Origin of the sequence: Cytobacillus sp. Hm23 (assembly GCF_051842895.1) — a bacterium.
GTDB lineage: Bacteria > Bacillota > Bacilli > Bacillales > SM2101 > Nanhaiella.
Window position 1 is genome coordinate 139,647 of record NZ_JBPXRQ010000001.1, and the last position, 25,278, is coordinate 164,924.

The window sequence follows — 25,278 nt, forward strand, 5'->3', positions numbered from 1 at the left end:
CTTTCATTAATTGCTTTTCTTCTTCATAGTGCAATGTTTATTATTATTTGTTTTGAATGATAGGAACATAACTTCCTGTATGTAATCAGTTCAAATTAATGGATGACAAACTTACATAATTTAATTATCAGTGTAGTTAAACAACAATCATTAATTTATACACTTCTTATCTTTTTATACATTCCGCAAGGGGGATTGCTCTTTATCCTGTTGTGTATGTGCTGATTTAATTGCTACAACGAACCTGATCAAATTCACAATGATTATGGCCATGCTATTCAAGACTGCTTTTTGCACATCTGAGACAAAATCCTTTATTGCTTCTCGCGAATGAGACAGAAAGACAGTTCCAAGCTATATCTACTAACAACATATTTTAATATGGAATATATAAACATTATAACTAAAAAATAGTTTATAATAAATGAGGTTTTTACTTGATTAACAATTTAACGGGTATCTTCTATATATATTTACATAGCAAAAGGGTAACGTTGAACGCTACCCCTTGTTCCTATTTTATTATTTTCAGCATTGAATTAGCATTTTTTTGGAATTCATACTTACTGCTGAGTTCATCAACCTTATAACCTTGCGCTGTAAGATAGTTGATAATCCTATCTAACTGTCCAAACCTGTTACCTTCTAAATCTACTAACGGAAAGATTCGAACTTCATCTTTTGTTACTCGCAATAGTTCATTTATAGTCGCTATATGAAAATCGTAATCTAATCTATCTGCATACATAAACAGAAAATGTGCAGATAACGTTATATCGAACTGTTCATCTGCAAATGGTAATGTTGGTAATATAGCTGAAATGTATCGATCACTTGATTGTTTCATGTGGTTTATACATTCATTTAAAGCATTTTCCCGATGCTTTCTTAAACCTTCTATATTACCGAAATAATTCCAAATATAATTACCTTTAGCTTGTTCCATATGCTTCATTGTGTGTGCTATGTCTCTCGAACCTTTCCCTTTTAGGAATTCAACTGAATGGTCATAGACAATATCACAAGCAGTAATATTCAAACCTACCTTTTCCCCTATTGCTGCAAAAGAGCATGCGCCAGCAGGACAATCTAGTATTTTTTTACTACTTAAATCATCTTCAGAGAATGAGAACATATCCATGTATTCTTTGAATGTTCTCCCGATAAATATAATTCTTTCTAAATCCAATTTTGTACTTTGCTCAACTATGCTCAACTAACTCACCTCATATAACAAGAATTAGATTTATACTAACACATTATGGTCTATCATGCTCGTTATTGTTGATATTTTTAACTACGGTAAAGCTTTTTAAAATTCATTAAATCTCTTTATTAGTATTACATCCTCATTGTCGCATCAGTTCACTCTTAATCATTATATAATAGATGAATTTCTTCCCGCGTTCAATCTGTACCAATTGACTAAAATAACCGAGGGTTTACACTTTATTAAAAGCACAGCTCCTCGGTTTTAATTAATATTTATGAAGTTTTTCGTTTACTTTGTAGTAAGTAGCACTAAGTAAGCTGGACTAGATTAGGTTTTATATGATTATAGTGGGTACAAAGAAGATAGTTGCTACGAAATTTCTCCGTCTTTTAGTGGAAAAAAAGCATCATTGTTACAATCTTTAATGAATAAAGTTTAGCTTTTAAGCTTCAATCTTTAATTACCACAAAAAAATTATGTTTATAGGATGAAATTTACTTTAGGGAAGTTAGTGACCATAAATACTTACTTTGTTGGCGTAGGTGACTTTGTGCTTCCATATGGTACTGTTAACAAATACACATCCTTTGTTTTATCATCTCGTTTTAAAGTTAACTTTATTTCTTGCTGTGGAGCCGTTTCAGTAATCACTCTTTCTAGATCATCATATGTTATTACGGTTTGTTCATTTACTGAAGTAATGACATCTCCGATTCGAAGTACTCCATCAGCTGGAGTGTTTGGGAAAATCTTAACGATTTCTCTCGCTTTAAAGCCATCATGTTCTATTGTTTTGTGCTGCATACCTATCCAGCTGTTCCAAAACAAATGGCGAATATCCTCTTTGTTTTCAATAACACTTTTCATATTTCTCATGAATTGGTATTGACCGAAAGAGCTATTTTCCATTTCCATCATTCCTAAGTCTCCAGTCCATAATCCATTGAACTCTAGCGTAACTAAGCTGCCGTTATTTTGAGGGGTTACTGTCCAAATTGTTTTGCCATTATTTTCATCTTCCATAATGAGTCGCTTGTCTTCTACAATTTCAACTATTGTAGCACTATGAGCTACACCCCATCCGTAATCTGCAGTAAATTTTCCACCGACTTTCAGCTCGATTTTACAACTTTTTGTTTCCCACTTATTGCGTTCCTCACCAATTGTTAAAGCCTTCCATACTTTTTCTGGTTTAGCATTAATAAATATCTCTCTTTTCACAGAATGATATGTTGTCACTTTAATCATCATCCTCCTCTAAATAATTTTTTAAGCTCGCAAGCTTATGATCTAATACTGCCTCTAGCTCTTGTTTCAACATCCCATATTGTTTTTGAAATATCTCCATTTTCAAACCGTACAAACAGTATCTTCCCTCTCGTCTTTCATAAATCAACTCCTCTTCTTTTAAAATCTTTAAGTGTTTTTTTATAGCTGGTTGAGAAATATTGAACCTATTTACTATCTCAGATTGGGTTTTTTCATTATGTGATAGCATCGATAAAATGGTTCTCCTAATGGGGTCTGCAATTGCACGATAAAAATCTGTTATCCTCACCTCCAACATATAACCTTTTGGTTATATGTTAATATTACCATAATTTTCTTCATTTACAAGCGTTATTATTAAAAATTCAGAAAATACACTTTGAAAAATTAATATTAAAACATGTTGTAAACTGATTGTATAACCATAACTTCTATAATAAACAGATTGAAATTTCATATAACAAAAGAATAAGGTAAGAAAATTATTGAGGAAAGGAATCATTCATAAGAATCATATAATCCCATTAACTCCTATTAATGAAATAGTTTACAAAATAAGTTTAAATAGAACAGTGATCTGAATAATGATTCAGGAAAGTTAGTAGATTAGCTTTGTGGATACCTTCAGAATACTGATGCGATCAATGAACTCGTTATGCAACCTTATGCTAAGATAGATCAGGTGAAGACTCACTTCACATAATTAGTAGATGTTGATAAACAATCCAAAAATAATTGTTAGATAACTATCCTGTAACAACATGGGTCACTTAATAATGGCGTTATGTTGGACCAGGTTCTTTTTCCAATCTCTGTACACATCTAACAAAACGTTTGCTACTTTATCGTCAGACTCGCTACTTTTCAAGCGGTTTGGAACGTTATTACCTGCAATTACGTATAAATAAGGCTCTTTTGAGAAATGACCTAAGATGCCTATATCCAAGATTAAGTCATGTAAACCACCAGTCATATGGGCAAGGCATTGTTTAGGTATTTGACGATGAGCCTCCTGCTGCCTAACCATACCTGTGATAAGTGGTGTAAATAATTCTGGTTGTGTTAGATAACCATCGTAAATCTTTATTAAAATAGAAAGTAAGTCATTTATTGACCCGCAGTTTTGAGCATCTTGTGGATTTTTAGTAAGATTGAAACTATTGAAGTTCTCATCCTTTAATTTCGCGTTTACTTTCTCCCAACCACCGATGTATGTAACGATATGGTTTGCTAAGACGTTATCGTGACAAGCAATCATGACTTCAACCATAGTACTTAACGTTAAAGTAGTTCTTTTTTGAAGGTGGGGGTAAATAATATGGCTGTCTTCTTTAGGGTCAAAGCTTACATCATTAATCATTGAATTCCACGATAAAAGCCCCTCTTCGATCAACTTTGCAACAGCATACCCAACTAAAACTTTACCTACTGAAGCTAAAGGTATAATAAAATCAGCATGATAAGAACAAATAAGAGCATTCGTTTTAGTACAATAAACAACAGCCCCATATTCCCCTTTATATTCTTCAAGAATAGCTTTCACATTAATCATAAATAAATCCTCCTTAAAAGATAGAACTTCTTATCAATCTTTTCGCATGGTTGTTTTCGCATTGATTGTTGTTTTCGTACTTAGATATAAGTACATCTATACCTAGTGGTCGTGTCATCTTTTCTATTTTTAATATTCATGACCCTTCATAAAACTCTTCATACTATCCGTTTATTTGTAATCATAGCAACATAGTTTACCAAAAAAGCCTTTTTTATCGAAGAAAAGACGACACGACTACGATTTGGTGCTTTATTTTTTCCAAGTGAGAAAAAATGTAGTTAATAAACAAAACAAATATTGTTTAAAACAGTTTCAATTGGTGCGGTAAACGGTTGACAAACCTCATTTTGCTTGAACCTGAAATATAAACTACGTAAAAAGTTTTTACGATTAACTAACAGACAATGCTGTTGCTGAGAGTCTTTTACTTGTTCAATATTATCAAATTGCTTTATCCAAGTTGTAATATCTTCATCACTCAATATATTCCTCTCTATAATACTTGATACTGCAGTAATTAAACGCTCATCCTCTTCGTTAATATATGTATAGTTTTTAATACATACTTTTTCTTTCACAGCTTCTAGAATATCAACTAGCTGAATTTTTTGCATAACTTTACAAACTGCTAGTTCATTAAGTGCATCTGCTAAATGTGCAGTAGAATGAGCCCATCCCTTATTTTCCACAAATCCTCGCACATCATTTTCAAGTTTTGCATAGCATAAAACATTTTTATGTATGTGAAGAATTTCTTCTTCTGTCAGCAAATTTTCTCCATTTTGATTATGATACATAACAACTGAACTGACTATTAAAATAGCAAATGCCCTATTAAAAACTGTATCATCTTCTTTCGCCCCTACGTTATAAAACAAATGTTGATCAGACAATGACAGCTGCAATAAAGCTTTTAATTGATGATCTGATAAGTTTTTTCCTCTTATCAACTCTTGAAAAAGAGAAAAAATTAGTTCATCTCTTAATTCTGAATCTGTTGATCCCAGATGTTTCATCATTGCAGTTGTTAATTCGTCTAAATTTACATCTGTTGGTACATTCCAGTTATTGGACTTAATTTTTTGTAGTAAAGGTTTAAGTTGTTTAACTTCATTCATGTAAATGCAGCTCCTTATTATTTTGTAACTATAAATCAAACACCCATTCATCATAACAAAACAACACTGACATATACTTGTCAGTGTTGTTTATATTTTTTCATGATTTGTTGACACTTTTCAGTTAGGTGAGTTATTAGAATAGGTGGTTCAATTATTTTCACTTCATCTATATTCGTTATAGATAATCTTATAACATCATCAACATTCGACCAAAGCTGTAACTTAACTAAATCTCCACATTCTTTTACTACAGAATCTAGAAACATATAATCATGCTTAACTGTTTCATATAAGTTCTTATCCATTGATAACGTAACATTTATTTTATCGTCTTGCCCTTGCTTCTTGTTTTGCATTAATTCATCTAGCGACGTTGAAGAATATGTATTTTCTGAAATTCTTATTTGCTTTATTCTGTCTAATCTAAAGCATCTATCCTGCTTTCTTAGGTGACAAAAACTATTAATATACCAACCACCGCTATCAAAGAATAGTTGATATGGAGTTACTTCCCTTTCAATCAGTTCATTTGTTTTAGGTGAGTAGTATTGTATTACAATATTTTTGTATTCGAGAAAGCTATCAATAATAATTTGCGTTACATCATTCTTATAAGAACCTGGGAAAATATCATTAATAAAAAAAGTTATTTTATCTAATAAAGTAAGATATTTTTCCTTCTTATTATTATCTAGAATGTTAAGTAGCTTATACTTTAATGATACGTAGTCTTCTTGCATATTCGGAACTTTAATGATTTCTCCTAACCGCAAGCTCATTAATAAATATAAGATTTCTTTTTCGTTAAAAGCAACACTTGGTATGAAATAATTATCATCTATTTGATAACCTCCACCAAATCCTTCTAAGGATATGATAGGTATGTTTAATTGACTTAGTGCCTCAATATCCCTATAGATCGTTCTTTCACTTACTTCAAATATATCTGAAATTTGGTTAGCTGTGAGCTGTTCGTGTTCTTTTAATGCATAAATAATTCCGACCAACCGCTCCATCTTTTTCATGTATAATCTCCTATAGTTTACGAGTTTTTTGTTAAAATATTTTACTAAAGTTGTTATAGCAAAAGATATTCAAGGAGTAACAAAGCAAAGGATTTGATTATACTTCATCTCCTTCAAATATCGTTATTGTAATCTGATTATATCAGAGTTTCATATATGTAGTTATAAAATAAGAACTGACTATACAATTAAAATATATAGGTTCCGGTTTTAAACCAGAACCTTCGTAATGGTTAGAGAGACTTATTATGTTTCCCAAATAAAAGCTAATAACTTGATTAACGCATTCATGATCCTCACACCTTCCTACATCGGTTTTAAAGACTCTTTTCGGAGTTTATTTGCTGCTTTTTTTCTAAATTACTACCATCAATACGAACTCTGATATGATTTTATGAAAAAGTGGTACCACGAACCTATACGAAAAAAGCCTTATTATATGTAGATGTTATGCGATAAGCTTATATGTGATACATGGTCTATTGTACATTTTTAAACAATTGTGATATTCTAATCATAGACAAGCTGTTCTTGCATACAATAAAAAAGACCGCGAGTGTCGTCACCACTCACGGTATTGAACAATAGACGATTCCTAGAGGATCGGCTTATAGTCAAAGTAGACCACCCACTGCTCCACTAAAGCATTAAGGGTGGTCTATTTTTTGTCGTTTTTGTTAAAAGACAGCATTGAAATGACGAGAGCAGCAAACGCTACAGCGAACATCAACGCTTCAAATACCGTCATATGCTTCACCCCCCTTTCAATGGGAATGAAGCCGACCACCCTTTAGAAAATCGCTATTGTATGCCTATTATATCACGATTACCTAATAATCCCCTAATTTAGTACAACCTCCAATTAATCCAACCCCTACCATATTATATGTGATCATGTAAAAATACGTATAGAGTGATGTACAAGCACAAAAAAAATGTGCAAAGAACCGTCTAAGATCACCCACAACAAAATGTTTCAGTTTTATATATAACCCTATTTAAACCCTCTTTAGGATACATCTCTATACATAAAATAAAGACATCAATATAATAACTTACCACTTAGTTTAGGAGTTGAGGATGTGTGTAAAACATTATGTGGGTGTAATCAAGTTGTTGGGCAAACCCTTGTTGATATGAATCAATTTGTATTACAGCCAAATACATTACTGAAGATATACCATTATCACCAAATTTCTTGACGTTAGCGGAACTATCATTGGATAACATCATGCTACACGATTATGTTTTATTAGAGGCAACTGTTGGCACAGAAGCATTAGCAAATGTATCTGAATCAATTTATAAAATATATTGGAATTCAGTAAGCTCAGCCAATCTAATTTTTAGTGCGAAAACGGAATTGGAAAATGAAGTAAACGATTTTAGCATTGATAGCTTTACACACGTTGATTTGAAACCAACTTTAGGTAAGGTGAAGTATATATTAACCGTAGAAAATATTGATATTAACTCGATAGGGTCAATAATTGGACCCATAACTTTCACATCTAAAAAAATCTTTTCAAGTAAACCAGCATAGTTCCACTTAAAGTATTGAATGTTAAAGAGCCAATCTAATCATTAATAGATGGGCTCTTATCATTTAAATAAACTAGATTATTTTTTAATCACATCATCTTTAGGTGCCAGCCAAAACGCGAAAATTAATGATCCTATAACGATTAATATAGGTGCATAGAAAATAATAAAGGTATTCATTCCTCATCCTCCTTACGCATGATTGTTACCTTTACCTTGAACGTACTCCTTATCAAATAGAAAAATCTTCAACAAAAGGTAGAGAGAAGGAATGAGTAATCCTAGTCCAGCAATAAACGCAATAATTAACGCAATTGCCATTGTATCATTTGTAAAGCTATCGTACATTGTAAGATATGGATACATTAAATACGGATAATGTGATGCGCCATACCCAAAGAAAGCTAGAAAAAATTGACCTACTAACAATCCAAATGCTATTCCAAATGCTTTTCGTTTCCATAGTAAAAACACAGTACCTATAAATAAGAAGAATGACAAACCAAACATCCACCATAAATCTAGTAAACGCTCATAGTGAACTGAGTTATGTGAACGTAATTCGATAATAATCCCTGAGGCTGTAACAATGGTTGGAAATGCCGAAACGAGAGCATATTTTCTTAATAATTCTGTTGCTTTGTGATCTTGTGCATAATAAGCATACCATGTTAAAAATACAGCAGATATATATAGAACAGCGGACAAACTAAGAATGACAATACTCCACGTTAAGGGGCTTGTGAACAAATCCACATAATTAAGTATTGGAGCGGATGACTTCATTGTCACAAAGCCTCCTTCTGAAATGGTTAAAACAATAGACAATGATGCAGGTATAAACAGACCTGTAAGACCGTACAACATCGTATACGTATTTTTTTGGGCCTTACCATAAGTTGCAAAAGCATAATAAGATCCTCTTATGGCTATAAGTATAATCGCTAAGCTAGCTGGAATTAGTAATGTTGTACCATAATAAAATGCGGTTTTTGGAAAAAACCCAATTATACCTACGAAGAAAAAAACGAGAAAAACGTTTGTAACTTCCCAAACTGGTGACAAATAACGTTGGATGAGCTTCGTTAAAATATGCTGCTTACGTGTAATTGTGCTATACGCATTAAAAAATCCAGCACCAAAATCAATAGAAGCAACAATTACATAGCCAAAGAGAAAGAGCCATAACACTGAAATACCAATTACTTGAAGAGTCATACTGAGCCACCTGCTTTCTCTAGTGCTCGATCTGACAATTCTTGTTCAACTGTATTTTTTTTGAACATTTGTGAAAGAACGATGATACTACTTATTGTTAAAACTACATATAATCCTGAAAATGCATATAGCATTTTATCAACATGTTCAGTTGTAGTTGCAGCATCATTTGTTCTCATAAGTTGATATAGTATCCACGGCTGTCGGCCGACTTCTGTAAACCACCAACCTACTTCTATAGCAATCATTGCTAAAGGTCCACCAAGTACCACCATCCACCGGAACCATTTCGTCAAAATAAAATTCCATTTCTTCCAAATGGCTATTAAGTAAACGCTTGATAAAATTGTTAATAAAATCCCTATGGTAATCATTAAATCGAATAAATAATGAATATACAGTGGTGGTATTTCATCTTCGGGAATTTGATCTAGCCCAATTACTTCAGCACTTGGGAAACCAAAAGCTAATATACTAAGTGCAAAAGGTATGTTTAAGCTATACTTCACTTCCTCATCATTTAAAACTCCGTATAAAACGAGTGGAGCTTCACTTTTTGTGTCAAAATGCCATTCAGCTGCAGCTAGCTTTTCAGGTTGATATTCTGCTAGATACTTTCCTGAGAAGTCACCAATTATAGCCGAAGCAAGTGAAAACACTAGACCAAGTTTCATAGTTAAAAACAACGACTTTTTATGATATTCATGATTTGATCCTTTAAGCATCCGAAAGGCAGCAATAGATGCTAAGGCAAATGCTGATGTCATGTAGGCTGTTGTCAACACATGTGCAACCTTCGTAGGCATTGCTGGGTTAAACATTGCTAAAAAAGGTTGAATGTTGACAAGTTCTCCTTCTACAATATCAAACCCTTGTGGAGCATTCATAAATGCATTTACAATCGTAATAAAAATAGCGGAAAAGGAAGCCCCAATTGCAACAGGTAATAACAATAACAAATGCTTTCGCTGATTTTCAAAACGATCCCATGTGTATAAATAGATTCCCAGAAATATCGCTTCAAAGAAAAAGGCGAATGTTTCTAAAAATAATGGTAACGCAATGACATTACCTGCAAGCTCCATAAAGTTTGGCCATAAAAGTGATAGTTGTAAGCCAATTGCAGTCCCTGTAACTACACCAACTGCAACTGTAATAACAAAGCCACGTGTCCACCTTCTTGCTAAAAGAATGTAGTGTTCATCTTGTTTCTTTATTCCTACCCACTGTGCGATCATAATCATAAGTGGAACACCAACACCTATTGTTGCAAAAATAATATGTACGGATAGTGTTAACTCCGTCAATATACGACTAAAAAAGACTGCCTCTTCATTTACCATGGAAAAGCCTCCCTCCTTACCCTGAAAAAACGCGTCCTAAAAAGGATAAACCTAAGATAAGTGCTACTAGAAATGTTATTAAAACCAATGCTTTCTCCTGTTTTTTATACATAACACCGCCCCTTCAAGTTCAGAATATCACAAATTAAACATCTTTAACGGTGACAGTTAAGCGTCATTTTTGTGTTGTAATTATGAAGTATGATCCTTTATTAAGAACTGGATAGGATCTAGTTTTTGGTGGAGAAAATATAAAAAAGGATAAACCTCACGACTCTTTTCCATTATCAATTCTTGAAAATCTTCTTAATGAAAAATATAGTTTGGCGAAGTAAATCCTTTTATTAGCAATGTTATATCATTGTATACAAATTGTTAAAAAATCTATGCTTTTTGCCACGAGTCAATCATTTCTACTTGTGCAGCCTTGAGCATCGTGTATACAGGACACCGAGATTCTACTTTATGTTGAAGCTCATTTATCCTTCCTTCGGGTTCAGTTGTCATGATTCTCACATCTACCTTAACAGCTTCAAAATATGGACGGATATGTGGACTACCCATAAATCCTCGTGGATCAAATTTCCCACTGATTTTCAGTTCCATGTCTTTAAAATCAAAGTTCATTTCTCGTGCTACTACACGTGCTGTAACATTTTCGCAAGCTGCTAGTGCACCTAACACTGCTTGAAGTGGGTTTGGCCCTAAATCTCTCCCACCCATTTGTTTACCTTCATCTATGATAAATTCGTGCTTACCAGCTTTGTTCTTAATTGTCAGACCCTCTGAACGTGAGTTTACAATAATGTTTAATTTGTTTGACATTTTATAATCTTCCTCTCTAGATGTACTATCCAATTGTTGTTCTTTGTGTTAGTGTGTTTTGCTGTTGTTGATTAAACCAATACTTCTTTGCATATTTAACATAATAAACATGACCTTGTTGCTGAACAATAAAAGCTATCGTAACGATTAGTGCTGCATCAGCACCGAAAGATGTCGCTGCTAAACCTACTGCAATTGAAAGGTTTCTTAGCGCTACCCCGTTCACTAAAGCAATCCCATCTGAACGATTTAAAAGCCTCTTTGCAATTATTGTGCTAATAAAATAGTTTACTAGATAAAATAACACTAAAACGATAAGTGCAATTATGATTAGCTGTGGCTTGGTAACAATCATTTCGGCCTTCATACTGATACTTACAAATACCACATACAGCATTGACCATATACTTAATGGTGTTATATTAGGTTTAATTTTCTGCTGAAATTGATCCATAGTATATTTTTTTAATATTACTTTGAACGTAATATGTCCCAATATCATAGGTAAAAAAACAACCAATATTATGGTGCTGAAAATATCAAACATATTAATATTAATAAATTCGCCAACCATTATTAGTAAATATAACGGCGTTAACAACGATCCTAATATTAAGCTGAAGACTGTTAATTTTATCGCAGCATGAACGTTCCCTTTTTGCATGGATGTCCATGAAATAGTCATACCACTCGTCGGTAATAGTGCTAATAACACTAAACCAGCAAACATATTAGGATATTCATTTAATAACGTTTTCCCTATTAATAGTGCAATTGCTGGAATCAAAATAAAGTTGATAATCATAGAATACAATAAAATTTTCGACCCTTTAAATGAGGATAATTCTTTCAACTTTAAACCAACCAACGATGTATAAATCATCAAAATTGTTGCATATAATATTGTTGGTTTTAAAAAGCTCGTATTAATAGAAATTCCTATGATAAAACCTAGTACCAAAGTTAATGGAATACTTAAATGTAGAAACCTTTGTGGAAAAGTATATATCATTCTCATTACAACTCACCTCCAATCATTAATATACCCTACAAGGTATACGAAATACTATAAGGGGTATATTTGAATTTGTCAATTTATTAGAGAAAATCATACTACTATTGAAAATAAATATAGTTTAAATATGTAGAATAACTAAGTATAACCGACAAATATTATGAGAAATACATCCCCTTTCCCACCATGTAAAAATTATTCAATTTCTAATTCCCTTAACGTTTTGTCGTAATTAGATCCATTTGTAACGTATCCTTGCATTTCTTTTGTAAGCTTTATATTAATTGGTCTGCTTTAAAGCAATTAAGAAGAAGCAAATAGCATAATGCCTAATACATGTGATAATTTCATATTTACACAAATAAAACCAGCTAATATCTTAAAATTAGCTGGTTTTGCTTAAACAATTATTTACTTAAACCATCCTTTTTCTTTAAAGTGAGTGATGGCTTCAATTCGATTTTTAACTTCAAGCTTATCAAGTATCGTTGAAATGTAATTTCTTACCGTACTCGTTTTTATTTGAAGCTCATCTGCAATTTCTTTCGTATCTCTACCATCAGCAACGAGTTCTAACACTTCTTTTTCACGATGAGTCAGAGGATGACCTTCATTATACATGTCGTCCATCAGTTCAGGTGCATAAATTCGCTTTCCAGCCATGATACTTCTAATTGAGTTTGCCAACTCCTCGCTTGGGCTGTCCTTTAATAGATACCCTTTAACACCTGCCTTTAATGCTCTTTGGAAATAACCACTTCGTGCAAAGGTCGTTAAAATGATAACTTTACATTCCATTTCTTTAAGTTCCTCGGCGGCTTCTAGTCCACTTTTTTCCGGCATTTCAATATCCATTATACACACATCTGGCTTGTGTCTTTGAACAAGTGAAATTGCTTCAGCCCCATTGTTAGCTTTACCTACCACTTCCATATCCTCTTCTAAATTGAGAAGTGACCCTAATGCACCCAACATCATTCGTTGGTCTTCTGCAATAACTATTCGAATCATTTCAGTTCCTCCTCATTTCCCTGCTTAACGATGTTATTGGGGACTTTCATGATGATAGCGGTTCCTTCATTTGAAACGATATCTAGTCTACCATTTACAAACTCAAGTCTTTCTTTCATACCTAAAAGCCCACTACCTTTCCCTAAATCGTGATCCATGACGATACCAATACCGTTATCACGAACGGTAATAGAAATTTCATTCCATGATTGTTCTATAGATATCTCACATAAAGTAGCGTTACTATGTTTCACAACATTTGTTACAGCTTCTTTGACACACATACTTAGTATATTTTCTAGAAACAATGAAACATTGTTCAATTTGACATTCTCATCTATAATAAATTCAAGTTGAGCAGCTTTTAATATTTCTTTTACTCGCACAAATTCCTCTTTCAACCTTATACCACGCATTTGTGATACCATATTTCTTACTTCATTTAAAGCTGTGCGTGCAGTTTGCTGAACATCCTTCAATTCGCTTTTAGCTTTTTCAGGGTCTTTAGCAATTAGCTTTCTCGCTAAATCACTTTTTAAGCCAATTAAAGAAAGTTTTTGACCTAACGTGTCGTGTAAGTCACGGGCAATTCGTTGTCGTTCCTCTTGTTTAACGAGTTCAGAAATCCTTTTATTCGCATCTTCTAGCTGTTCTTCAAGTCTACCTTGTTTTTTGCGATTATAAATATTGAATGGTAGAAGGATAACGCTAATCCACACAATGATAATAAAAGGAATTTGTTTTAGAAATAGCTGTTCTTGAAGAATGACACTAAAATTAATTAAACCAGTTGTTATGATTAAATGTATAATATAAAACGTCATAAAGGTAATGCGACTTCTTATATGACCATTAAAATAAGCGATATAAAATGCAAAATAAATAAATTGAAATAAGATGGTCATTGTTACAGATACTGCTAATAATAATAACGTTAATAAATACATGATCCATCCTTTTGAGATGAATGCAAATCTATATGAAACAAGAAATAACACAGTTAATATAATTCCTATTACAACTTCAAGCTTTGAAGAAGATTGAAAAACAAAATAGAACGGTAAAATACTAAATACGCTCCATATGTATGGTGAAATGCCCTCACTTTTTTGAAATATCCATAACTTTTTTATCATTATTATAAACCTCTTCAATAAGTTGGTCTTATTTGTTTATTTTATCATGATTTTCCATTCATTTTTACTATTTTCACTTTCAATTCCTTAATGAATTATTAAATAACTTCTTCAAGTATAACTTTAGTCTTTACTATTTATATATTCTATGACTTCATTTACATAGCTATGTAATGGTTTGGATGAATCCACAATTAAACCGTAAGAGTCAGACGGCTTTTTGCTACTATTAATAGTTAATCTGAAATTTTCTTCAGTAGCTTCTCTTATTTGACTTTGCATGCGTTTTCGTTGCTTTAATCTGCGATTTATTTCTGTTAAATCATTGAGATAACACTCTACGTATTTGTAGTTTGTACCATACTTTGTACATAGGCGCTGTCCTTTTTCAATCATTTCAGTATATAAACATGGGCTATCAAGTATCACACTATTTTGTTGAGATAAATAATATTCTACTAATGACCAATCAATATTGTATGAAATCTTGCCTGCAACTTTTGGATCTATTGCAGATTCAAGAGACTCTATTAATGCAGTCTTCACAATGTCATGATCTACTACAATAGCACCTGTTCGTTTTGCTATTACCTTTGCAAGAGAAGATTTCCCTGAGCCTGGAAATCCGGACATTTGAAGAAAAAACAAGATGTTCCACCTCCTTTAAAACTAATATCTTATATTCTTATTTATCAGTAACATATGTTTGTGAAAGACAAGTTGCAATCATTTCCTGTCGCTCTAGATCAAATGACCAGTAGCGATGATGCTTGTTATCGCTAATATAGACGCTAGTTCATATCATTTGAGCGGCTCACTTCTTTACGATACATGACAGGACTCATTCCTTCATGCTGCTTAAAGAGCTTTGAAAAGTACGTGTAATCCTGAATTCCAACTTCCTTACCAATGTCCATAACCCTTTTATCTGTCGTCGTTAGCAATTTTTTCGCTTGAAACAATCTATATTGGGTAAGAAATTGTAGAGGAGTCATCCCAAGTGAGCGCTGCATACACCTTGTTATGTAATCGGCATGAAAATGAAGGTCACGTGCTACATCCTCTAACAAAAAATTCTCCTTATAACGCTCTTTTAAATAGATAACTACTTGCTCTGCTAATTTCTCAGAAGCATCAGGAATACTAAGGGCTTCTTTTTGAAGATGAAAAATAAAATCTTGAAAATAGAGCTGTTGTTGTATATGAACTTCGGGATTTTGCAATTCGTTTAATGAAATGACTTTTTCCATTACATTTTCCATATAACCCTGTCTTCTGACAGCCCCAAGCCTTGGAATCTGTAGATGAAAATGAGCTGGTGTGACAAAAGTAGGTTGTCTCTGAATGATATGAGACCAGTTTAAGGATCGGCTCTTCTCTAACTGATAAGTTTGCTCTGTTTGAAAATGCATCCATATGTATTCACTTTTCTCTGTACACCCTCGATGTCCATAATGTTCAATTCCTGGAACTAAAATAATATACTGCCCTTCTTTTATCTCGTATGGAATGTCATCTTCAGTTATATACACAACACCTTTGCAAACGTAGATTAAATCAAAAACGATAAATGTTCTTTTAAAATGCCTTTGTCCTTTATGAAATATAGCCCTCCCACCTTTAATATATGTAGGAAAAGGTGGGGCAGGTATTGTTATTATACTCATTTAAGCTCTCCTTAAAAGTCGTAATACTCCAAAACAAATCGGCTCAGTCTATTCATTATTATACAGAAAATAGATACACTAGGTATAGTTTTTCAAAAGCTATCAAAAGGAGTCTGCATTAAGTCGTGAAAAAATCAAACATACAACAAAATTTAACATTATTTGCACTTACATGGCCGATTTTTATTGAACTGTTACTCCGAATGTTAATGGGAAGCGCTGATACGCTGATGCTTAGTCAATATTCAGATCTGTCAGTAGCCGCAGTTGGTGTATCTAATCAAATAATATCAATCGTCATTGTCATGTTTAACTTTATCGCAACAGGTACTGCCATTATTATTGCCCAACAACTCGGATCAAAAGATCTGAAGCGTGCAAACGAAACTGCTGTTGTAGCGATTTCTGTAAACTTATTTTTTAGTATCTCATTAAGTGCCATCCTATTTATATTTAAGAAAGACATTTTATTATTAATGGGGCTACCAGTTGAACTAATGGGTGAAGCATTAAGTTATTTACAAATCGTTGGTGGTTTTATGTTTCTTGAAGGGCTACTAATGACGATAGGAGCTATATTACGCAGCCACGGTTTTACAAAAGACACGATGTATATCACAATGGGAGTAAATCTTATAAATGTAATTGGGAATTATCTTTTTATTTTTGGTGCGTTCGGTGTACCTGTATTAGGTGTTAAGGGAGTTGCTATCTCAACAATATTAAGTAGATTTATTGGTCTACTTATCATTATTTATGTTTTATTAAAGCGAACAAATGGTTCATTACCTTTTGGTATTTTCTTTAAGTTCCCAAAACAGCCGATTCGTCAATTACTTAAAATTGGTATCCCAACTGCAGGTGAACATTTATCATATAACACCTCTCAAATGCTAATTACTTACTTTATAGCTATGATTGGTACTGATGCGATAACAACTAAGGTATACACCCAAAACTTAATGATGTTCATCTTTTTATTCGCACTCGCAATAGGTCAAGGAACTCAAATAATGATAGGACATCATGTAGGGGCTAATGAACTCAACAAAGCGTATCACCGATGCTTGAAGAGTTTAAGATTAGCGGTCGCTATTTCCTTGTCTGCCGCTTTAATCTTTTTCTTCTCAGGAAAAAACTTGTTGCAGTTATTTACAGATAATGAAGGTATTATATCATTAGGTAGTCAGTTACTGTTGTTAACAATTATACTTGAACCTGGACGTGCATTTAACTTAGTTGTCATTAATTCGTTAAGAGCAGCTGGAGATGTAAAATTTCCTGTATATATGGGTATTTTATCTATGTGGGGCATAAGCGTACCTTTGGCATATATGTTAGGAATACAAATGGATATGGGCTTAGTTGGTATTTGGATCGCATTTATCGTTGATGAATGGTTCCGTGGTATACTTATGTTAATTCGCTGGCGTTCTAAAGTATGGGTTCAAAAAAGCTTTGTAAGTGAAGCTAATGCTCAGTCAACATCATAAATTAATTTGATATTTTTATCCTCTACAAGCGCTTTAGTTTATAGTCTAAGGCGCTTTTTTCTTAGGCAGTTTTCGTATTTTCTCATCCTAAAAAATAAACGCGTATACAACTAGATTTCGAGGCACCTATTCTTCAAAAAAACGATGACTTTAGCGTAATGTTACACCTTTATATTGTGCTTCAGCACAATAGCACCAAATTTCAAACATTGGGATGAGTATAGGTCATTGACAAAACGACCTTTTTACAAGTACACTTCAATATGTTAACGCTATAGATTTATAAGTTAACAATTGTTTTGTATAGATTTAATGGAGAAGGGAGAATACATCATGGGAAAGAATTCAAGGAAGTTCAGGGTGGTTGACGTAACATATGGAGCTATGTTTGTTGCATTAATGGCAATTGGGGCTAATATTATTTCTTGGCTACCTTTCTTAAAAGTTGGGAATGTACCGCTCTCAATGCAACCATTTTTTGCTATTTTAGCAGGGTTGCTGTTAGGAAGTAGAGTTGGCTCTTTATCAATGGTAGTTTATGCTCTTGTTGGTATCGCTGGTTTACCTGTCTTTGCCGAATTTAAAAGTGGATTACCAATTATCATGTTACCTACAGGTGGATTTATTATTTCATATATTTTTGTAGCTTATTTTGCTGGTAAAATTGTCGAGCGCAAAGAACAGCCAACTTTGTCAACATTTATGATTGCATCATTTGTTGGTATTTTCCTCGTTTATATGATTGGTACTAATTATATGTATCTTTCTATAAACACTTGGACTGGTTCGGAAATAGGATACTCAGCTGCATGGAAAACTATGATCTTTTTTGCGATAAAGGATTTTGTATTTACGATTATTGCAGCTATGATTGCACCAAGAATTTATCATATAGTTAATAATACTAAATCGGCATCTACTTATAATAAAGCAATGTAATCTTTGAAATTTTGCAAATTGAAACCCTTAATCGAAGGAATGAACACAACCTTTAGATCAAGGGTTTCCCCATTTTCACGATATTTATATGTAATGTACAGTGATGTCGTTCAAATGACTATTAACGTGATTCCTGTATACTGATTTTATAAAGCTTAACAGCATGGGAGATAACAACTTTTGCAACAGCATAAGTAGGGATGGCAAAAATAATACCTAGTATCCCGACTAAATTCCCGGCAGTTAGTATTAAAATGATAATAGTTAACGGGTGTATATTCAATGTCTTTCCCATTACTTGTGGCGATATCACATTACCCTCGACTTGTTGTGCAATGAGCATAATTATAGCAACATAAATTGCCATTATAGGCTCCTGGAAAAGCGCAACAAGAAATGCAGGAATAACAGCTAGATAAGGTCCTAGAAACGGTATCACGTTCGTAAACATACCGAAAATAGCTAAGATAATCGAATAATCAAGACCAATAATGAGATAGCCTATAAATAGCATCAACCCAACAGAGACACTGACCATTACTTGACCTTGTACATAGGAAGAAATTGTTTTATCCATATCTTTCAACACTGCAAGAATATTACCACGCTTATTTTCAGGAAAGAATTTAGCGACGCTAGGTTGAAAACGATCCCCATCCTTTAACATATATAACAATATAAAAGGAACGAGGAACAGATAAAAGATCGTATTAACGAATCCACCAACAAAGCTAATGATCCCACTAGATATATTTCCGATATTTTCAGTTAGTTTTTGTTCGAAGTCTCCGCTGAAGGATAAAGCAGCTTCTTGAAAATCAGGGAATAAATCCATGTTTTTTTGTACATACTCGATCCCCTCAAACATAACATTTATCATTGATGGTAAGTTATTCATTAGTCGCTCTAGCTGATCATTAATAACAGGAGTTACTAATTTGTAGAAGATATAAAAGAATAAAATGATTACCAAATAAACGATTATAATCGCTAACCAATTTGGAATTCTTCTTTTTTCTAACCACTTAATAAGTGGCCTACATAAATAAAATAACACCCCAGATATAACAAATGGTAAAAAAATTGTTTTAATTAGTACGAAAACTGGGGTAAACACAAATAACGTTTTCTCAAGGAGAAATGCAATTAATAGAATCAAGATGATTCCTACCATTGTTCTAAACCAACGCTTTTCACTTAAACTCATTTTTTCACTCTCATTCCATAGAATCACTTATTTCATATTCCTATTAATAAGCTTTACCATTATAACTAATCATAAACTGTCACAATTACATTATTGTTAGTCTCATGTATATTATGAAATTTTTAGTTCAACAGATTTAACTGTGGTAACCGCTTATGGAATATAAAATTCTATGACATATATTTTAACATAATTGCCTAAAATTCGTGAAATGAATCGTGAATAAGATTGTAAGTAAAACCAATATGCCTGTAAAATAATAATCCATGTGTCACAAATTTGCTCAAAGCTACCATTACTGTTTACCACAATTGTTTTGTATCGTAATAGACTTTACATGTTGAGCAATAGATGGCTGTCTGTCCATTTTTCATTTCCTCATTTAATTTTGAATGACATTGCTTACATCTTGCATCAATATATTGTAAATATTTAGCTAATATTTTGTCAGACAATATCCGTTTACTATAGCAATGCTTACACTCAAGTGAAATTTTTCCTTCGTCATTTATAAAGCTGCTCTGCTGGTGATTACATACGTAACAGTAGTGCCAAGTTGCAATATACTTCTTCAGTGAAATCGTTGGATGATGTAGAAGTATTGTTTCTCTAACTTGCATTTGATTACGTTTTGCCAATGGGATATTTAAGTATTTTAATAGCAGCCGAACTGTTTGTGGTGCATTCATTTTTGCTGCAACCTGTGTATCTGTATGAGCGATCGCCCATATGATTCTTTCATCTATAATGACAAATGGCTGTAAAACCCTTTTTTGTACTAAATGGTAGCTTTGTAGTGGAATTTGTTCAGGTTCTTCAGTAATTATTGTGATGACCATTTTATTAGATAAACCTTTTAACAATGGCCAAAGTTGATTATGATAGTTGTGTAATTGTGGTGCAGAGATTATAATTCTTTTGTTTGCGTTTAATATATCTTTTAATAATATATCGTTCGCTTCATTATTCCGATACCAAGTTAATTGTTTACTACCTCGGTCATCTGTTAATGATGCTACAATGCTGTCGTAGCTCTGTTTGTGATTTTGCATATGATTTAACAGTTTACTAATCGCTTTATCTTTACCTACCTTGCTCTTAATAAAAGGTTGATCAGCAATAGTTAATAACTTGCCTTTTGCTCTTGTGACAGCTACATTTACTAGTCGTGATGATTGTTTATTAGTTAACAATTGTCCAGCAGTAAGTTGGCCATTACTGTCCACAATATCAAATATGATGAAATCTCGTTCAGATCCTTGAAATTTGTGAATAGTTGCAGCTGTAATTGTCGTACCTTCTGCTAATTTTGATAATGGCATTCTTTCATTTAGCCAAGTGGATATGATTCGAGCTTGGGCACGATATGGCGTCACGTACCCTATAGATTTATGCCCATTTCGATAGGCAACAAATATATTGTGCAGTGCAAGACAGGCTGAGATTATGTTAAACCTTGATTCATAGATTTCATCCTTCATCGCGATAGCTTGAAAATAGGAGCTATCAATGAAAATCATTGCATCACCTGGATAAGGCTTTTTTCTAGCAATGATTGCTCTCTTTTTAACTGTTTTGTGATCACTTACATAGGATTGATACATTTCTACATTAGAAAATGCGGAAATATCAGGATGCATCCTTCTCTGTTTGGTTAGCATATACAAATTCGGGTGTTTTCCTCGTTTTTCCAAAGTCGTCACAATGTTTGTCTTCCGGAATATATCTTCTTTAAGCCATCTGTTTACATATAAATTGTCTGAAAGAGCAATAGGTGGTAACTGTTGAAAATCACCACAAACAACAATTCTCTTACCAAGAGTAGCTGCAAAGGCTATTTGTGGGACATATGCCATACTTGCTTCATCAATCACGATAAGATCATATTTTCTATCAAAAATTTGCTTATCTACTGCCGCTTTTGTTAGAGTTACCCCTATTACTCGTGCTCGCTGAATAACTTCTTTCTCTGCCTCAGATAAATCAGAACGATACCCTTCTAGTTCAGTCTGTAATGATGTAACTGATTGTATCGGAACGTGTTGCTTAGTTTCTATTTTCTCTTTAACATAATCCTTTTGTTCAGTAATAACCATTTTTCGGTCACGTATTTGATGATGGATCTGTTCAGCAATTGTTGAAGACAGTAGACTATCGTGGGCAATTACCTGTTCGTCTCGACTCAAACCGTATCTAATAATATCACCTGTTTTCCAACGTCCATGTTCAGACAAGAAATTCGTAACAGCAAGCATTACTACATCAAGTGCAGCATTGCTATGTGTTAAGACGAGGATTTTTTGTCCTTTTACATAATTTTGCACGATAAGTCTGGAAAGCGTGAATGTTTTTCCTGTACCAGGTGGTCCCCAAACATAAGTTGTATCGTTATATAAACTTCGATTAACAACCTCTTTCAAAGGAGTTTCAGCATGTTGTTGATGATGATTAACAGCCGCATTACCTCTTAACAACTTTGACACTTGCCTAAGTTTTTGTTGATCGTTTGTAGTTTCATCAAGTCTTGTTAATAAAGCTTCAATTAAACGCCAAGGTTCCGTACTCAATTCTAAATCGCTGACTGTTTTCCCTATATATGTCGCTAGTGTGAGTATAAGTTGGTTACCTTCAACAGATATAATCTCTCCATGATAATCTACTTCATTATACTTAATTCTTATTCCTGCACCTTCTACCAAATAAACATCTGAACTTGTATAAAAAACATAAATATATTCATCTTGATGAGAAGAAATCATCTTTCCATGTCGAATATGAACACTAGAGCCACCTTTGTCTTTCAACGTAGATATTTCTGCTTGAAGTGCCTTTTGCCATTGCTCAAAAATCTCATGAATAGTTAATTTCATCTCAGTTTCCCTTCTAATTACCCTTTAATAATTGCAAAAAATAGTATAATATACGAAAATCATAATTATATCAATTAAATCCAACGTGGGAAAGGTGTAAAATAATGAAAACGAACCTCTATTATTCAGAACCAACTATGACTACTTGGCAAACTGTCATTACACATAAATATGAAAAGGATGGTAAATACTTCGTTATTCTTGAAGAAACTGCATTTTATCCAGAAGGTGGAGGACAACCAGCAGATCATGGAACAATTAATGGTGTAGAAGTTATTGATGTGCAAGAAGATGGTACAAGTATCGTTCATCAAGTGACAGCGCCATTAAACATTGGTGAGGCGGATTGTCAAATTGACAAACAACGACGTATAGATCATACACAACATCATACTGGACAACATTTATTATCAGCTGTATGTATTGAATTGTTTGAGATGGAGACTTTAAGCTTTCACCTTGGATCAGATACTGTATCCATTGACTTAGATACACCTAGCATATCTGATGATCAATTGTTCCAAGTAGAACAACAGGTGAACAAATATATATTTGAAAATAGGAAAATAAAAACTTATTATGTGTGTAGTGATGAATTACCTTCATTACCATTACTTAAACTTCCGAAAGTATCAGAAAATATTAGGATCGTTGAAATTACTGGCATTGATGTGTCAGCTTGTTGCGGTACACATGTGGGATCTACAGGACAAATAGGTATGCTAAAGGTACTTATAACCGAAAAACATCGGGGCAAAACACGACTATATTTTGTATGTGGCTTTAGAGCTTTAGCTGATTATGGATCAGCACACTCAGTCATAACAAATATCGGTTTAAAGCTAAGTACGAGTAGGGATAATTTCGTAAATAATCTAGACAAAATGGACCTAGAGAGAAAACAATTACAAAAAGATATAAGCGAGGTAAAAAGTCAATTATTTTCATATGTGGCAGAGGAATTAATTCGCGAAGCAAATGACCATGTTATACACTATATATCAAATGATTATAGTAGTAGAGACTTACAACTTATGTCAAAACAAATTTTAGCAAGTCAGCAGGCTATCGTGTTATTATTATCAACTATCGAAAATCGGCTATTAATAGCACAAGGCGGTGGATTCGATATACATATCGGGGCAATGGTAAAAGAGCATGCGAAAGAGTATGAAGGTAAAGGCGGAGGAAACGACAAACAAGCACAAGTATCATTTACATCAACAAGTGATGCTACAAAATTTTTGACTTTTGCAAAAGAGTATACTAAGAATATTAAGGTTAGTGAATAGATATCGTACTCCGAACAAAAAGTTAAAGTCAGTACCATATATACCCCCAAATCATATGATTTGGGGGTATTAGCAAGTGGGGTAATTATTTTTGGCTACCTCTCATTGAAAGTGTTTTAACGTACCATTATTTTCAACGATGTTAAAATAAGCTACATGATATTTGTACTTACAATCTATTTTAGTTGAATTAAGAACCAGCTTTTGCAAACAGTCATTCATATGCTTATAGTTCACCACCTCCTTAGCTTACATTAGACAAATGAAGCATATTAGGTTTTATACTTCGCCGATGTAAATACTTTAGGCTTTCTTCGCATTGATTGTTGCTAAACGCTCTAAGGTATAAACACGTATACATTTAGTGATCAGGCAATTATTAAGCTCTAATAAAAATAGCAACAAAGTTTACGAAAAGAGCCAAACTTTAACGAGCTCACTTCTTTAAGTTAATGTTATACTTTTCGACAAATTCTTTAACTCTAGGTAAACTAGTTTCAATAAAATCTACAGGATCATTACTAACTTCCAATATATAATTCAAGAAGTTCACTCTTCTAGCGGTCATAAATAGCTCAAGCTCGTAGTCAGTTATATTAGGTAAATTACGGACCTTTCTATAACCTTGTATATAAAAACGTTTTACTTCATCAAAATTTTGTGTCTCCTCATACTTGTAGTAATACAACATAATGGATATGTCGTGTATTGGCAACCCAAACATTGAATCCTCAAAATCTATCAAATGCATTTGTTCCCCGTTAACTTTAATATTCGATGGGTTTAGATCACCATGTATTAATTGAAGGTTTTCACTATTATTTTTATAGTAAGTCGATAATTGCTCATTTAAAAAAGGAATGATCCCATCCATTATTTGATGGTATTCTTTTGACAAAAACTTCTGGAATTTTTCATGTTTATAGATTGCTTCTTCTCCATGATAATAAAATACTTTATCCCATGTTTTTGGAGTAATTTTTGAAGGAATCTGTATCCCATAAGTTGTTTTATGCAGACGAGCAGTTAACTCACCTAATTGTATAAAGCGCTTCTCACTTTCATTCCCCTCTAAATCATCACCTTCCAACCAACTATATAAAGCAACACGTTTAGGTGTAGAAGTATATTTTGATTTAATAACTTGTAATTTTTCCCCATCTTTCCCTGAGATCATTCTCGGAGCAGAGATGTGATTAGCTTCATTTACAATGTCCATAAAGAATATTTCAGTAAGATTATCCTCTAAAGAACTAGATTCCTCTTGAAAGATTTTCATGACATATGTATAACCTAAATGATCTTTAAGTTTATATAAGATGTTAGTCTCTTCACTAAGAAAAACTAACTCCTCAAATTGCAGATCATATTTCTCTGTCGCAAGTTCTGCTACCTTATATAATGCTTTATCTTTTGTTATTACACCACTTTGTTCTTGTTCCATAAATATAACTTCCCTTCTACTATAAATAAAGATTGAAATAATCTATTTAGTTTGTTTCCTAATGTCAACTCTAATTGATGTATAAGTATTTAG

Annotated in this window: 23 protein-coding genes; 4 read left to right on the forward strand and 19 right to left on the reverse strand. The window is 33.1% G+C overall.

Translation table 11 applies throughout. The annotated features are described in order from the left end of the window. Positions 1-514: 514 nt before the first annotated feature. The 7 genes from ACSVDA_RS00630 to ACSVDA_RS00660 all read right to left on the reverse strand — a co-directional run bounded on the left by ACSVDA_RS00630 (position 515) and on the right by ACSVDA_RS00660 (position 6,931). The gene (locus tag ACSVDA_RS00630; RefSeq protein ID WP_485879964.1) at positions 515-1,216 is read right to left on the reverse strand and encodes a class I SAM-dependent methyltransferase; all 702 of its coding nucleotides are present in this window, start codon (positions 1,214-1,216) and stop codon (positions 515-517) included. A 522-nt stretch (positions 1,217-1,738) separates the two neighbouring features. Further along, on the reverse strand, positions 1,739-2,461 hold the full coding sequence (locus ACSVDA_RS00635; protein ID WP_485879966.1) for an SRPBCC family protein: 723 nt from the start codon (positions 2,459-2,461) through the stop codon (positions 1,739-1,741). Further along, entirely contained in the window at positions 2,454-2,771 is a 318-nt protein-coding gene (locus ACSVDA_RS00640) for a metalloregulator ArsR/SmtB family transcription factor (RefSeq protein ID WP_485880249.1), read from the reverse strand. The genes ACSVDA_RS00635 and ACSVDA_RS00640 overlap by 8 nt, the downstream gene beginning before the upstream one ends. A 477-nt stretch (positions 2,772-3,248) precedes the next feature. Then, a complete protein-coding gene (locus tag ACSVDA_RS00645; RefSeq protein ID WP_485879968.1) occupies positions 3,249-4,034 on the reverse strand; it encodes a serine hydrolase in 786 nt (261 codons plus the stop codon). A 281-nt stretch (positions 4,035-4,315) separates the two neighbouring features. Next, positions 4,316-5,155: a DUF2785 domain-containing protein gene (locus ACSVDA_RS00650; protein WP_485879970.1), complete on the reverse strand. Its 840-nt coding sequence runs from the start codon at positions 5,153-5,155 to the stop codon at positions 4,316-4,318. A gap of 80 nt (positions 5,156-5,235) precedes the next feature. Next, a complete protein-coding gene (locus ACSVDA_RS00655) occupies positions 5,236-6,183 on the reverse strand; it encodes a helix-turn-helix transcriptional regulator (RefSeq protein WP_485879972.1) in 948 nt (315 codons plus the stop codon). A gap of 658 nt (positions 6,184-6,841) precedes the next feature. Beyond that, the gene (locus ACSVDA_RS00660; protein ID WP_352223147.1) at positions 6,842-6,931 is read right to left on the reverse strand and encodes a putative holin-like toxin; all 90 of its coding nucleotides are present in this window, start codon (positions 6,929-6,931) and stop codon (positions 6,842-6,844) included. Between the two features lie 471 nt (positions 6,932-7,402). Here ACSVDA_RS00660 and ACSVDA_RS00665 point away from each other — a divergent pair, with 471 nt between their 5' ends. Further along, the gene (locus ACSVDA_RS00665) at positions 7,403-7,726 is read left to right on the forward strand and encodes a hypothetical protein (protein WP_485879975.1); all 324 of its coding nucleotides are present in this window, start codon (positions 7,403-7,405) and stop codon (positions 7,724-7,726) included. Between the two features lie 77 nt (positions 7,727-7,803). Here the strand turns inward: ACSVDA_RS00665 and cydS are convergent, their stop codons facing one another. The 9 genes from cydS to ACSVDA_RS00710 all read right to left on the reverse strand — a co-directional run bounded on the left by cydS (position 7,804) and on the right by ACSVDA_RS00710 (position 15,940). Further along, positions 7,804-7,905 (reverse strand): cytochrome bd oxidase small subunit CydS family protein, encoded by a 102-nt coding sequence (gene cydS / locus ACSVDA_RS00670; protein WP_485879977.1) that lies wholly within the window; start codon positions 7,903-7,905, stop codon positions 7,804-7,806. A 12-nt stretch (positions 7,906-7,917) separates the two neighbouring features. Then, a complete protein-coding gene (locus ACSVDA_RS00675) occupies positions 7,918-8,943 on the reverse strand; it encodes a cytochrome d ubiquinol oxidase subunit II (protein WP_485879979.1) in 1,026 nt (341 codons plus the stop codon). After that, the gene (locus tag ACSVDA_RS00680) at positions 8,940-10,286 is read right to left on the reverse strand and encodes a cytochrome ubiquinol oxidase subunit I (protein WP_485879982.1); all 1,347 of its coding nucleotides are present in this window, start codon (positions 10,284-10,286) and stop codon (positions 8,940-8,942) included. The genes ACSVDA_RS00675 and ACSVDA_RS00680 overlap by 4 nt, the downstream gene beginning before the upstream one ends. Positions 10,287-10,670: 384 nt before the next feature. Continuing rightward, on the reverse strand, positions 10,671-11,111 hold the full coding sequence (locus ACSVDA_RS00685; RefSeq protein ID WP_485879984.1) for an OsmC family protein: 441 nt from the start codon (positions 11,109-11,111) through the stop codon (positions 10,671-10,673). A gap of 25 nt (positions 11,112-11,136) precedes the next feature. Next, positions 11,137-12,129, reverse strand: a complete 993-nt coding sequence (locus tag ACSVDA_RS00690) for an arsenic resistance protein (protein WP_485879986.1) — start codon at positions 12,127-12,129, stop codon at positions 11,137-11,139. A 408-nt stretch (positions 12,130-12,537) separates the two neighbouring features. Next, the gene (locus tag ACSVDA_RS00695) at positions 12,538-13,137 is read right to left on the reverse strand and encodes a response regulator (RefSeq protein ID WP_485879988.1); all 600 of its coding nucleotides are present in this window, start codon (positions 13,135-13,137) and stop codon (positions 12,538-12,540) included. Continuing rightward, a complete protein-coding gene (locus ACSVDA_RS00700; protein WP_485879990.1) occupies positions 13,134-14,273 on the reverse strand; it encodes a sensor histidine kinase in 1,140 nt (379 codons plus the stop codon). The genes ACSVDA_RS00695 and ACSVDA_RS00700 overlap by 4 nt, the downstream gene beginning before the upstream one ends. Positions 14,274-14,396: 123 nt before the next feature. Then, on the reverse strand, positions 14,397-14,921 hold the full coding sequence (locus ACSVDA_RS00705) for a P-loop nucleotide/nucleoside kinase family protein (RefSeq protein ID WP_485879992.1): 525 nt from the start codon (positions 14,919-14,921) through the stop codon (positions 14,397-14,399). 143 nt (positions 14,922-15,064) lie between these two features. Next, positions 15,065-15,940 (reverse strand): AraC family transcriptional regulator, encoded by an 876-nt coding sequence (locus ACSVDA_RS00710; RefSeq protein ID WP_485879994.1) that lies wholly within the window; start codon positions 15,938-15,940, stop codon positions 15,065-15,067. A gap of 125 nt (positions 15,941-16,065) precedes the next feature. Here ACSVDA_RS00710 and ACSVDA_RS00715 point away from each other — a divergent pair, with 125 nt between their 5' ends. Together ACSVDA_RS00715 and ACSVDA_RS00720 are read left to right on the forward strand one after the other, a co-directional pair. Beyond that, complete coding sequence (locus tag ACSVDA_RS00715) at positions 16,066-17,433, forward strand: MATE family efflux transporter (RefSeq protein WP_485879996.1); 1,368 nt, start codon at positions 16,066-16,068, stop codon at positions 17,431-17,433. A gap of 333 nt (positions 17,434-17,766) precedes the next feature. Further along, positions 17,767-18,372, forward strand: a complete 606-nt coding sequence (locus ACSVDA_RS00720) for a biotin transporter BioY (RefSeq protein ID WP_485879998.1) — start codon at positions 17,767-17,769, stop codon at positions 18,370-18,372. 121 nt (positions 18,373-18,493) lie between these two features. Here ACSVDA_RS00720 and ACSVDA_RS00725 read toward each other — a convergent pair whose 3' ends face one another. Both ACSVDA_RS00725 and ACSVDA_RS00730 read right to left on the reverse strand, forming a co-directional pair. Further along, entirely contained in the window at positions 18,494-19,579 is a 1,086-nt protein-coding gene (locus tag ACSVDA_RS00725) for an AI-2E family transporter (RefSeq protein ID WP_320209944.1), read from the reverse strand. Between the two features lie 302 nt (positions 19,580-19,881). Next, entirely contained in the window at positions 19,882-22,449 is a 2,568-nt protein-coding gene (locus ACSVDA_RS00730) for an AAA domain-containing protein (RefSeq protein ID WP_485880000.1), read from the reverse strand. 104 nt (positions 22,450-22,553) lie between these two features. Here ACSVDA_RS00730 and ACSVDA_RS00735 point away from each other — a divergent pair, with 104 nt between their 5' ends. After that, positions 22,554-23,741: an alanyl-tRNA editing protein gene (locus tag ACSVDA_RS00735; RefSeq protein ID WP_485880001.1), complete on the forward strand. Its 1,188-nt coding sequence runs from the start codon at positions 22,554-22,556 to the stop codon at positions 23,739-23,741. 436 nt (positions 23,742-24,177) lie between these two features. On the opposite strand, the gene ACSVDA_RS00740 is transcribed toward ACSVDA_RS00735, so the two are convergent. After that, positions 24,178-25,185 (reverse strand): phosphotransferase enzyme family protein, encoded by a 1,008-nt coding sequence (locus tag ACSVDA_RS00740; RefSeq protein WP_485880003.1) that lies wholly within the window; start codon positions 25,183-25,185, stop codon positions 24,178-24,180. Between the last annotated feature and the right edge of the window lie 93 nt (positions 25,186-25,278).